11 protein-coding genes are annotated in these 11,859 nt (G+C 70.3%); 2 read left to right on the top strand and 9 right to left on the bottom strand.

Annotated elements, in window-relative coordinates; genetic code table 11:
• Positions 1 to 433: 433 nt before the first annotated feature.
• Positions 434 to 922: a TspO/MBR family protein gene (locus tag K3U93_RS07410; protein ID WP_083010566.1), complete on the top strand. Its 489-nt coding sequence runs from the start codon at positions 434 to 436 to the stop codon at positions 920 to 922.
• Between the two features lie 48 nt (positions 923 to 970).
• Here K3U93_RS07410 and K3U93_RS07405 read toward each other — a convergent pair whose 3' ends face one another.
• Entirely contained in the window at positions 971 to 1,708 is a 738-nt protein-coding gene (locus tag K3U93_RS07405) for an acyltransferase (protein ID WP_071508767.1), read from the bottom strand.
• A 169-nt stretch (positions 1,709 to 1,877) separates the two neighbouring features.
• Between K3U93_RS07405 and K3U93_RS07400 the strand changes: the two genes are divergently transcribed.
• Positions 1,878 to 3,200, top strand: a complete 1,323-nt coding sequence (locus K3U93_RS07400) for an outer membrane protein assembly factor BamB family protein (RefSeq protein ID WP_230981611.1) — start codon at positions 1,878 to 1,880, stop codon at positions 3,198 to 3,200.
• Positions 3,201 to 3,215: 15 nt separating this feature from the next.
• Here K3U93_RS07400 and K3U93_RS07395 read toward each other — a convergent pair whose 3' ends face one another.
• From K3U93_RS07395 to ctaD, 8 genes are all read right to left on the bottom strand, one after another.
• On the bottom strand, positions 3,216 to 3,911 hold the full coding sequence (locus K3U93_RS07395) for an esterase (RefSeq protein WP_071508765.1): 696 nt from the start codon (positions 3,909 to 3,911) through the stop codon (positions 3,216 to 3,218).
• Positions 3,912 to 3,994: 83 nt separating this feature from the next.
• Positions 3,995 to 5,233 carry a class I SAM-dependent methyltransferase gene (locus K3U93_RS07390; protein WP_420915379.1) on the bottom strand — a complete coding sequence of 413 codons (1,239 nt, stop codon included), beginning with the start codon at positions 5,231 to 5,233 and terminating at the stop codon, positions 3,995 to 3,997.
• Positions 5,191 to 6,177 (bottom strand): class I SAM-dependent methyltransferase, encoded by a 987-nt coding sequence (locus K3U93_RS07385; RefSeq protein ID WP_083010568.1) that lies wholly within the window; start codon positions 6,175 to 6,177, stop codon positions 5,191 to 5,193. Before K3U93_RS07385 ends, K3U93_RS07390 begins: the two co-directional genes overlap by 43 nt.
• 10 nt (positions 6,178 to 6,187) lie before the next feature.
• Positions 6,188 to 6,940 (bottom strand): enoyl-CoA hydratase, encoded by a 753-nt coding sequence (locus tag K3U93_RS07380; RefSeq protein ID WP_139796938.1) that lies wholly within the window; start codon positions 6,938 to 6,940, stop codon positions 6,188 to 6,190.
• Positions 6,937 to 7,773 carry an NUDIX hydrolase gene (locus K3U93_RS07375; RefSeq protein WP_083010570.1) on the bottom strand — a complete coding sequence of 279 codons (837 nt, stop codon included), beginning with the start codon at positions 7,771 to 7,773 and terminating at the stop codon, positions 6,937 to 6,939. The genes K3U93_RS07380 and K3U93_RS07375 overlap by 4 nt, the downstream gene beginning before the upstream one ends.
• Positions 7,770 to 8,612 carry an ABC transporter ATP-binding protein gene (locus K3U93_RS07370; protein ID WP_083010571.1) on the bottom strand — a complete coding sequence of 281 codons (843 nt, stop codon included), beginning with the start codon at positions 8,610 to 8,612 and terminating at the stop codon, positions 7,770 to 7,772. The genes K3U93_RS07375 and K3U93_RS07370 overlap by 4 nt, the downstream gene beginning before the upstream one ends.
• 137 nt (positions 8,613 to 8,749) lie before the next feature.
• Positions 8,750 to 9,985 (bottom strand): phosphoserine phosphatase SerB, encoded by a 1,236-nt coding sequence (gene serB / locus K3U93_RS07365; RefSeq protein WP_071510009.1) that lies wholly within the window; start codon positions 9,983 to 9,985, stop codon positions 8,750 to 8,752.
• 36 nt (positions 9,986 to 10,021) lie between these two features.
• Complete coding sequence (ctaD, locus tag K3U93_RS07360) at positions 10,022 to 11,767, bottom strand: aa3-type cytochrome oxidase subunit I (RefSeq protein WP_071510027.1); 1,746 nt, start codon at positions 11,765 to 11,767, stop codon at positions 10,022 to 10,024.
• Positions 11,768 to 11,859 lie beyond the last annotated feature (92 nt).

Raw genomic sequence — 11,859 nt, 5'->3', positions numbered from 1 at the left:
GGCATCGCATGGTGGGCCGACCGACAAAATAGCTCACCGGCCCAGCCAGTGATCTCGGAGGGTCCCGGACGCCGCGCATACCCCGATCGACGTCGGGGCAAACGGCGCGCGACCCGGCGGTTACCACCACCGGGTCCCAAACGAATTGGTCTGTGCCCGCGGCTTTTCCGGCTCGGCCATGTCGGTATTCCCGTGTCGGCGTGGGCCCTCGCGCATGCCCCGCACGTTGCCGCGGCCCCCTCCTGCCCGGTCCCTCAACTCCACGACCGCCGGTTGCATCTCGCCTACCACGAAACGGCGGGCGGTTTTGTTCTTCCGATTAATGGTTACGTTACTGAAATGCCTAGAAGAGCACGCGCGTGGTCCACCGACACCGCCACACGCCAAAGCCGTTGAGCGCCAGTAGGGTTGACCCAACAGAACGGAGCGCAGGATGAACAGGTCAGTACTGGCCGCGACGACGCTCGCCGCCGCCGCGGCCGCCGGAGCCGGCAGCATCGCCAGCGCGAGGCGTGTAGACGGCTGGTACTCGCGGCTTCGCAAGCCGCCATATCAGCCGCCCGGCGCCGCCTTCCCCGTGGTGTGGACCGCGCTTTATGGCGACATCGCGGCCACGTCCGCGGTGGCCGTCGACCGGTTGCGCGCGGCCGGACGGCGCGACGAGGCGCGCCGCTACGCCGCGGCGCTGGGCCTCAACCTGCTGCTGAACGCCGGATGGAGCTGGCTCTTCTTCCGGTATCACAAACTCGGCGCCGCCGCGCTCGGCGCCGCCGCGCTGACGGTCAGCAGCGCCGACCTGGCCCGCCGGACGGCACGGGCCGACCGGCGGGCCGGGCTGGCGCTGTCGCCGTACGCTTTGTGGTGCGCCTTCGCCACCGCCCTGGCCACCCATGTCTGGCGGCTCAACCGCCGCGTCGAATGATGGCCGCGCTGTTGTGGTTTCGCCGCGATCCGCGGCTGCACGCCCTCGCTAGTGCGCGGCCTTTTTGCGTTCGATGTCGGCCAGGGCGGCGGCCAGTTCGGCGCGCTGCGCCGCCGAGCTCTCCCAGGACAGCTGCCGGTTCTTGACCACCTTGGCCGGCGCGCCGACCGCGATCGAGTAGTCGGGGACGACGCCGCGGACCACGGCATGCGACCCGAGCACGCAGCCGCGCCCGATGGACGTGCCGCGCAGCACCGTGACTTTGACTCCCACCCAGGTGTCCGGGCCGATCCGGACCGGGGACTTGATGATGCCCTGATCCTTGATCGGGGCGTTGATGTCGTCCATGCGGTGGTCGAAATCGCAGACGTAGCACCAGTCGGCCATCAGCACCGAATCGCCGAGCTCGACGTCGAGGTAGGCGTTGATGACGTTGTCGCGGCCCAGCACCACCTTGTCGCCGAACCGCAGCGAGCCCTCGTGCGCGCGGATGGTGTTCTTGTCCCCGATGTGCACCCAACGGCCGATCTCCAGCTCCGCCAATTCGGGTGTCGCGTGGATCTCCACATCCTTGCCGAGAAACACCATGCCGCGGGTGATGATGTGCGGGTTGGCCAGCTTGAACTTCAGCAGCCGCCAGTAGCGGACCAGGTACCACGGGGTGTAGGCGCGGTTGGCCAGCACCCATCTCAGCGAGTCCAGCGTGAGGAACTTGGCCTGCCGGGGATCCCGCAGGTTCGATCCACGCCAACGGCGATGCAGAGGGGCTCCCCACATGGTCGTCATGGCCGGAAAGCCTAGCCCGGCGACGATGCGCGCCGGAACGGCGGGCTGAGAAGCCGGGCAACCGGACACAGCCCGGCGACGATGCGCACGCGAGGCGCCACGGGTTACCCTCACCTGTACTCGATCGCTGCAGCCGCCGAACGCCCGCGGAAGGATTTGGAAACCCGAGGTGCTTGCCCGACATCTCCCGCGTGGGCTTCGGCGGTGGTCCTCGGCGGTGCTGGCGGCCGCGCTCGCGGTCGGGCTCGGCGGTTGCGGCAACACCGACTCGTGGGTCGAGGCGTCGGCCGCGCAGGGCTGGCCGGCGCCGTATGGCGACGCCGCCAACAGCGGCTACACGACGACGAACGGCGCCGCCAGGCTGTCACTGCAGTGGACGCGGTCGGTCAAAGGCGGTTTGGCGGCCGGTCCGGCGCTGAGCGCGCGCGGCTATCTCGCCCTGAACGCGCAGACCCCGGCCGGTTGTTCGCTGATGGAGTGGGAAACCAACGACAACGGCCGGCAACGCTGGTGTGTCCGGCTTGTCCAGGGCGGCGGCTTTGCCGGCCCGTTGTTCGACGGCTTCGACAATCTCTACGTCGGCCAGCCGGGGGCTTTCCTGTCGTTTCCGGTCACACAGTGGACGCGGTGGCGCCAGCCGGTGATCGGGATGCCCGCCACGCCGCGATTTCTGGGGCACGGCCAGCTGCTGGTCGCCACCCATCTGGGGCAGGTGCTGGTTTTCGACGCCCACCGCGGCCAGGTGGTCGGCAGCCCGCTGGATCTGGTGGAGGGCATCGACCCCACCGATGCGACGCGCGGCTTGGCCGACTGCGCCCCCGCCCGGCAGGCCTGCCCCGTGGCCGCCGCGCCGGCCTTCTCGACGGTGAGCGCGACGGCGGTGCTGAGCGTCTGGCAGCCGGGCGCGCCGGCCGCGGGGCTGGTCGGGCTCAAGTACCACCCGGGGCAGACGCCGCTGCTCGCCCGGGAGTGGACCAGCGACGCCGTGGGCGCGGGCGTCATCGCCAGCCCGGCGCTGTCCGCCGACGGGTCGACCGTGTACGTCAACGGCCGCGACCAACGGCTGTGGGCGCTGCACGCCGCCGACGGAAAGGTGAAATGGTCGGTGCCGCTGGGTTTCCTGGCGCAGACACCGCCCGCGGTCACCCCGCGGGGGCTGATCGTGTCGGGCGGCGGCCCCGACACCCGGCTGGCGGCGTTCAAGGATGCCGGTGATCACGCCGATCAGGTCTGGCGCCGCGATGACGTCACGCCGCTGTCGTCGTCGAGCCTGGCCGGCGGTGGCGTCGGCTACACCGTGGCCGCCGGGCCACCCGAGGAGGCCGCGCCCGGCATGTCGGTGCTGGTCTTCGATCCGGCCAACGGTCACACGCTGGGCAGCTATCCGCTCCCGGCCGCCACCGGGTACCCCGTCGGGGTGTCGGTCGGCAACGATCGCCGGGTGGTGGCCGCCACCAGCGACGGCCAGGTCTTTGGTTTCACCCCAGCCTGAAGCCCGGCTCAGGCGCTAGATCGCCAGCGGCGGGATGGCGTTGCGGGGCACCTGCGCTTGGACGGGGCCGGCAAACGCCGGCAGGATCTCGCCCGGGGCGAAGTAGAAGATCAGCTGGTCATCGGTGATGGCGAAGTTCTGATAGTGCGACGGGTCATGACCGGTCGACGGCAATATCGCCACCCCCAACGGGTTTTGACGTTCCAGGTCGCCCTGGACGATCGGGAAGATGGCATCCAGCGGCGTGGTGCCGGGCGCAAACAGATTGTCGAAGGTGATGGGCCGCCTGGCCCCGAGGTCGTAGTTGAACGCCTTGTACCAGGTGGACGGGTGCGCCCCGCCGAGGTCCTGGAAGAGCTTGAGCACGACGCTGCGGGTGTTGTGCGGCGGCTGGCCGGACGTGTGTTGTTCGGTGGTGGCTTCCATCTGGTAGGGCTGGTCGCGCGGCCCGGAACTCTGCACGACGTTGACGAACCCGTCGCGATTCTGCGTGATGTAGTTGATCAGCGCCTGCTCGTCGGGATAGTCGGCCGGAAACGTCATGTCGAGCGTGTACGTGGTGCCGGCGGCGTGCACGCGACACATCCCGGCGGCCTCCAGGGTGCCGCCCAGGCCGGCGCACGACGACGGCTCTGAGACCGCCCGAGGGGCGACCGGCCAGCCCAGCAGGACCGCGGCGGCCAGCACCGCGGCCGCTGTCAGGTAGCGCATCGTCGAAGTGTCCTCGCAAACTGAAAAGGCGGACTAAAAGGCTGGGCGCCCACAAGAGTGACGGCAGCCAGCGTACCCGTGCGCTATCGGGAGGGACGGCAAACGAAGGCCGTCGCGCGACCGGCGGGCCCGGCGCCGACGCGGGCGATGACCACCGCGAGGGGTCGGCCGCCGCCCGGCCGCAGCCGTCGCCGCAGCGCGTCGGGGTCGACTCGCACGCCGCGGACCAGGATCTCCAGCGCCCCGCAGTCCAGCGCCGAGAGGGCCTGGCGCAGCCGCCGCTCGTCGAACGCCAACTGCTCGAGCACCTCGAAGCCGCGGACCCCCGGCGGCAGCCGATCCCCGGACAGATACGCGATGTCGGGGTCGAGTTGCCACAGCCCGTGCCGCGCGCCGTAGTGGCGGACCAGGCCGGCCCGGACCACGGCGCCGTCGGGGTCGACGATCCATCGCCCGGCGGACCGCGCCGGGCAGTCGTCCGGCTCGGCGTCGGTGATCTGTTCGCCCCCCGAGGCCCCGTCCAGGACGCTCGCCCGCCGGCGCACACCCGGCCGCGCCAACCCGGCCGACCACAGGCACGCTTCCCGGACCGATCCTCGATACGACGTCACCTCGATTTCGCCGTCGAAGCAGAGGCGGCGCACTTCATCGAAATCGATTCCGGGAGCGCACTTTACGACGAGGTCGCGATCCCGGTAGGCGTCGATCAACTGGCCCAGGCCGGGCCGGTGATCGTCCAGGCGCAGGCGCCGCCGCCCGCCATGGCGGCGCGCCGGGTCGACGACGACCACCGCGTCGCGGGTCACCGGGTGCAGCGCGTCGGCGCGGCAGAGACCGGCGGCCGCACCCAGGTTGTGGCGCGCCATGGCCAGCCGCACCGGGTCGATGTCGCTGCCCACCGCCCGCAGTCCCGAGCCGTGCAGCGCGGCCAGTTCGGTGCCGATGGAACACGTCGCGTCGTGCACCGGTCCGGCCCCGGCCAGCCGGTTGGCCCGGTGCAGGGCCACCGGCGCCGCGGTGGCCTGCTGCAGCGCCTCGTCGGTGAACAGCCAATCCGACACGCCAGACAGCCCGCCCAGTTTCACCGCGGCGCGGCGGCGCAGCAGCGTCGTCTCCACCAGCACCGGCGCCCGGTCGCCGAACCGGGCGCGCGCGGCGGCGGTGTCGGCGATCCGGGTGGCGTCCGTCAGCTCGAGTTCGGCGACGGCCGCCAGCGCCGCGGCACCCGATTCCGACCGCAGGTAGCTGACGTCGTCGGCTGAGAAGGTGAGGCCGACACTCAGGAGGGCTTGACCCCGGTGATCATCACGTTGTAGAACCAACCCTTCGGCATCACGTGCGCCCAGACGTTGGCGTCCACCCAGCTCAGCGTCTTCCAGCCGTTGAACGCGAACTTGGCCCAGCCCCAGCCGAGCCGCCCTGGCGGCACCGCGCATTCGAACGTGCGCAGCGGCCAGCCCAGCATCGCGGCGGTGAACTCCACGGTGGCGGTCCGGACCTCGGCCGCGCCGGCGTCGGTGGCCATCCGCTCCAGGTCCTGCGGTGCGAAGGTGTGCAGGTCGACGAGGGCCTCCAGCGCCGCGGCGCGCGAGGACTCGTCAAGCTCGGCCTGCGGACGCCGCCAGCCGCCCAGGCCGGGCAGCCGGGTGGCGTTGGTGACGATCCGCCAGGTCAGCGTGGACAGCGTGCGGGCGTACGAGTCGCCGACGGTGGTCGGCTCGCCGGCGAAGACGAACCGCCCGCCCGGGCGCAGCACCCGGATCGCCTCGCGCAGCGACAGCTCCACGTCGGGGATGTGGTGCAGGACGGCGTGCCCGACCACCAGATCGAACGTGTTGTCTTCGTAGGGGATGCCCTCGGCATCGGCCACCCGGCCGTCGATGTCCAGCCCGAGCGATTGCCCGTTGCGGGTGGCGACCTTGACCATGCCGGGCGAGAGGTCGGTGACCGACCCGCGCCGGGCCACCCCCGACTGGATCAGGTTGAGCAGGAAAAAGCCTGTCCCGCAACCCAATTCCAGGGCGCGGTCGTAGGGCAGCTGGCGGCGGACCTCGTCGGGCACGACGCCGTCGAAGCAGTCCCGGGCGTAGTCGACGCAGCGCTGGTCATAGGAGATCGACCATTTCTCGTCGTAGGTCTCGGCTTCCCAGTCGTGGTAGAGCACCTGGGCGAGCTTGCTGTCGTGCCGCGCCGCCTCCACCTGCTCGGCGGTGGCGTGGGGGTTGGGGACGGCGTTGGGAACGGCGTCGGTCGAACTCGTCGTCATGAAGGGCAGCCTAACCGCCGCCCGGATCCGGGCGATCCGGCCCCGTGCCGTAGCGGGCGGCGAACACGTCGGCGTAGCGGCGCCGTTCGGCGGCGGGTTCCAGCCCGGCGGCGCCTTCCGAAACGGCATTGATGCCGGCCTTGGCGGCGGCCAGCGCGTATCCCGGACCGTCCAGGAAGCGCGAGGCCCACGCCACGGCGGCGTCGTATACGTCGTCCGGGGCCACCATCTCGTCGATCAGGCGCAGCGCCAACGCCTCCTCGGCGTCGAAGAAGCGGCCGCTGAACACCAGTTCCTTGGCCTTGCTGGCCCCGGCCGCGCGCGTCAGGCGGGCCATTCCCCCGCCGCTGGGGATCAGGCCGGCCAGGATCTCCGTCGCCCCGAACTTCACGTTGTCACCGCTGACCCGCCAATCGGCGGCCAGCGCCAGCGTCAGGCCGGCGCCCAGCGCGTATCCGGTGATCGCGGCCACCGTCGGCTTGGGGATCGCCGCGACGGCGTCGACCGCCTCGCGGCGCACCCGGGCCGCGGTCTCGGCCTCCGGGGGCGTCAGCGTCCGCAGTTCGGGCATGTCGTCGCCGGCGGAGAAGATCTCGTGGCCGCCGAACAGGATCACCGCGGCGATGTCGCCGCGCCGCGCCACGTCGCCGGCCGCGGCGCTGATCTCCCGGTAGACCTGCCGGGTCATCGCGTTGGTGGGCGGCCGCGACACGACCAGCGTGGCCAGGCCGGCGCCGACGACGACGCTGACGAACTCGCTCAATGCCGCCACCCCATCCCGCCCGATTTCCGGGCCCGGTGGTAGCGGTCGGAATCGAAGAACTCGAACACCCAGTTGTCGCCCTGGATCTCCAGGTGCGGCTGGACCGTGACGATCTGGCGCTCGACGGCCAGCACGTCGGCGACGGTGCGACCGGCCAGCGAGTCCAGCTGCGTCCACGTCGGCGGCAGCAGGAAGCTGCGACCGGCGGCGAAGTCGTCGATGGCGGCCTGCGGCGTTGTCCAGCCGGCGCGATCGGATTCGGTGTTCTCCCCGTCGGCCCGCTGACCCTCGGGCAGGGCCCCGACAAAGAAGTAGGTGTCGTAGCGGCGGGTGCGCTCGGCCTCCGGGGTGACCCAGTTGGCCCACGGGCGCAGCAGGTCGGACCGCAACACCAGGTTTTCGCGGCGCAGGAAGTCCGCGAACGACAGCGTGCCGCTGGCCAGCTCGCGGCGGGAGTCGCGGTACACCGAGGCGTCGCCGACGATACTGTTCGGTGCCGAAACGGCCTGGCCGGCGGGCCCGGCGAACAGCACGCCCGATTCCTCGAAGGTCTCCCGGGCGGCGGCGCAGACCAGCGCCTCGGCCAGGTCGGGTTCGATGCCGAACCGCTGCGCCCACCACTGCGGCGGCGGCCCCGCCCACGCCCCCAGCCCGCCCAAGTCGGCGTTGCGGTCGCGGTCGTCGACGCCGCCGCCGGGGAACACCATGACGCCGGCGGCGAATTCCATCTGCGAGTGCCGGCGCATCAAGAAGACGGCCAGTCCTTCCGAGGTGTCGCGGATGAGCATCACGGTCGCCGCCGGGCGTGGGGTCAGCGGGGGTGGTTGATTCATGCCTGCCTCCGGTGGGCTGCGCGCGTGCGGACCCGCCGGGCGAAATACCGCCCGTCGACGACGTCCAGGGCGATCGACTGGCCGAACGCCGTGGACAGGTTCTCGGGCGTTAGCACGTCGGCCAGCAAACCCGCGGCGACCACCCGGCCCTCCGACAGCAGCATGCAGTGGCTGAAGCCTGGCGGAACCTCCTCGACGTGATGGGTGACCAGCACCAGCGCGGGCGCGTCGGGGTCGGCGGCCAGGTCGGCCAGCCGGGCCACCAGCTCCTCGCGGCCGCCCAGGTCCAGGCCGGCGGCGGGTTCGTCGAGCAGCAGCAGTTCCGGGTCGGTCATCAAAGCGCGGGCGATCAACACCCGCTTGCGCTCCCCCTCCGACAGCGTGCCGTAGGTGCGGTCCGCGAGGTGCTCGGCGCCCAGGCTCTCCAGCATGTCGATCGCCCGGCGGTAGTCGACGTCCTCGTAGCGCTCGCGCCATCGACCCAGCACCGCGTAGCCCGCCGAGACGACCAGGTCGCGCACCAGTTCGTCGCCGGGCACCCGCTGCGCCAGGGTCGATGAACTCAGCCCGATCCGCGACCGCAGCTCCGAAACGTCGACCCGGCCCAGCCGCTCGCCGAGCACGAAGGCCACGCCCGACGACGGGTGTTCGGTCGCCGCGGCGATGCGCAACAGCGAGGTCTTGCCGGCCCCGTTGGGGCCGATGATCACCCATCGCTCGTCGAGTTCGACCGCCCAATCCAGCGGCCCGACCAGGACATGCCCGCCGCGCCGCAGCGACACGTTTCTGAAGTCGATCAGCAGATCGGGGTCGGCTGGCTCGCTTCCGTTTTCGGGCACCCGATCATCCTCCCGTACCGCGACGCCCGAACACCTGCCGGGTCGCGGCCTGGCGCGAGCAGACGCGGAATCGCACGGAAATCGCGGATTTCGTGCGATTCTGTGTCTGGTGGCCGGGCCGGGCCCGGCGAACACCGCTACGAGTCCGGGGGGATTTCGACGCGGCGCACCTTGCCGTCGACCGCGTCGGCGGCCTCGATCTCGCCGCGCGTCACACCCAGCAGGAACAGCACGGTGTCCAGGTACGGGTGGCTCAATGACGCGTCGGCGACCTCGCGCAGCGCCGGCTTGGCGTTGAACGCCACCCCCAGCCCGGCCGCGGCCAGCATGTCGATGTCGTTGGCGCCGTCGCCGACGGCGACGGTCTGCGCCATCGGCACCCCGGCCTGCTCCGCGAAGTCGCGCAGCGCCTTGGCCTTGCCGGCCCGGTCGATGATCGGGCCGACGACCCGGCCGGTGAGCGTGCCGTCGACGATCTCCAGCTCGTTGGCGGCGACGAAGTCCAGCATCAGCTCCTCGGCGAGCGGTTCGATGATCCGCCGGAACCCCCCGGAAACCACGCCGCAGTGAAAACCCAAGCGGCGCAAGGTGCGTAGCGTGGTCCGGGCGCCGGGCATCAGCTCCAGCTGATCGGCGACCTCGTCGATCACGGTGGCGGGCAGGCCCGCCAGCGTGGCCACCCGCTGCTCGAGCGACTGCGCGAAGTCCAGCTCGCCGCGCATCGCGGCCTCGGTGATCGCGGCGACGGCCCCCTGGGCGCCCGCCCGGGCCGCCAGCATCTCGATGACCTCGCCCTGGACCAGGGTCGAGTCGACGTCGAACACGATGAGCCGTTTGGCGCGCCGTTCCAGGCTGTAGTCCTCGACCGCGACGTCGACCCCCTCGTCGCCGGCCACCCGCGTCAGCGCGTTCCGCAGCAAGCCATCGGCCCCCGTCGGCACCGAGACCCGCAACTCCAGGCCGGTCACCGGATAGTCGGAGACGCCGCGGATGAGGTCGATGTTGACGCCCAGCGCCGCCACCTCGCGGGCCATCGCGCCGAACGCGCGGGCCGTAATCGGCCGGCCCAGAACGAAAATGGTGTGGGTCGGCGGTTGCCGGATGATCGGCACGTCGTCGCTGCGTTCGATGCTGACATCCAGACCCAGCCCGCGGATGGCGGATTCGACGTCGTGGCGCAACCCGGCGCCGTCGACCTCCGGCGGACAGCACAGCAGCACGCCCAGCGTCAGGCGGCCGCGGATCACCACCTGTTCGACGTTGAGCAGCTCGACGCCGTGCTGCGACAGCACCTCGAACAGCGCCGACGTCACACCCGGCTGATCCACGCCGGTGACGGTGATCAGCACCGACACCTTGGGTGGTGTGCTCACCCGCGACTCACCCTCGATTGGGGCCCTTGTCGCCCATTAGGTGCGAACGCTGACGTCGTCGGCCCTGGTGACGTCGCCGTTCGCGGGACCATGCGCCCGCCCGACATGCGCCTCGGCGCGCAGCCGCTCCACCATGTGCGGGTAGTGCAACTCGAATGCCGGTCGCTCCGAACGGATTCGGGGCAGTTCGGTGAAGTTGTGCCGCGGCGGCGGGCAGCTGGTCGCCCACTCCAGCGAATTGCCGTAGCCCCACGGGTCGTCGACGGTCACGACCTCGCCGTAGCGCCAGCTCTTGAAGACGTTCCAGACGAACGGGAACATCGACGCGCCCAGGATGAAGGCGCCGACCGTCGAGACGATGTTGAGGCCCTGGAAGCCGTCGGTGGGCAGGTAGTCGGCGTAGCGGCGCGGCATGCCCATGTCGCCCAGCCAGTGCTGCACCAGGAACGTGGTGTGAAAGCCGATGAACGTCAACCAGAAATGCAGCTTGCCCAGCCGCTCGTCGAGCAGCCGGCCGGTCATCTTCGGGAACCAGAAGTAGATGCCGGCGAACGTGGAGAACACGATGGTGCCGAACAGCACGTAGTGGAAGTGCGCGACCACGAAATAGGTGTCGGTGACGTGGAAGTCCAGCGGCGGGCTGGCCAGCAGCACCCCGGTCAGGCCACCCAGCAGGAAGGTGACCGCGAAGCCGACCGAAAACAGCATCGGCGTCTCAAAGGTCAACTGGCCCTTCCACATTGTGCCGATCCAGTTGAAGAACTTGATCCCGGTCGGCACCGCGATCAGATACGTCATGAACGAAAAGAACGGCAGCAGAACGGCTCCGGTGGCGAACATGTGGTGCGCCCACACCGCGACCGACAGCGCGGCGATCGACAGCGTCGCGTAGACCAGCGTGGTGTAGCCGAAGATCGGCTTGCGGGCGAACACCGGGAAGATCTCGCTGACGATCCCGAAGAACGGCAGCGCGATGATGTACACCTCGGGGTGGCCGAAGAACCAGAACAGGTGCTGCCACAACAGGACTCCACCGTTGGCGGCGTCGTAGACGTGCGCCCCCAGGTGGCGGTCGGCGGCCAGGCCGAACAGCGCCGCGGTGAGCAACGGGAACGCGATCAGCACCAGGATCGACGTCACCAGGATGTTCCAGGTGAAGATTGGCATCCGGAACATCGTCATTCCGGGGGCGCGCATGCAGACCACGGTGGTGATCATGTTGACCGCGCCCAGGATGGTGCCCAGACCGGCGACGATCAGGCCCATGATCCACAGGTCGCCGCCGGGCCCGGGCGAGTGGATGGCGTCGGTCAGCGGGGTGTAGGCGGTCCAGCCGAAGTCGGCGGCGCCGCCCGGCGTGATGAAGCCGGCCGCGCCCATGGTGGCGCCGAACAAGAACAACCAGAACGAAAACGCGTTCAGCCGCGGGAAGGCGACGTCGGGCGCGCCGATCTGCAGCGGCAGCACCAGGTTGGCGAAGCCGAACACGATCGGGGTGGCATAGAACAGCAGCATGATCGTGCCGTGCATGGTGAACAGCTGGTTGAACTGTTCGTTCGACAGGAACTGCAGCCCGGGCGCGGCCAGCTCGGTGCGCATGAACAGCGCCAGCAGCCCGCCCAGGAAGAAAAAGATGAAGCAGACGACGCAGTACATGATGCCGATCATCTTGTGATCGGTGGTGGTGATCAGCTTGTAGACGAGGTTCCCCTTGGGCCCGGTCCGGGCCGGGTATGGACGGACGGCCTCGAGTTCTCCCAGCGGGGGCGCTTCGGCTGTCAACAGCTCCTCCAAACATCCACGGACATCAGCCCAGAAAACCAGTCCGGAACCCAGTGATGACAGGAATCTTAGCCCCCGATCCGGGCGGCGTC

The organism is Mycobacterium malmoense (assembly GCF_019645855.1).
Lineage (GTDB): Bacteria > Actinomycetota > Actinomycetes > Mycobacteriales > Mycobacteriaceae > Mycobacterium > Mycobacterium malmoense.
This window is presented reverse-complemented; position numbering and strand designations above follow the sequence as displayed.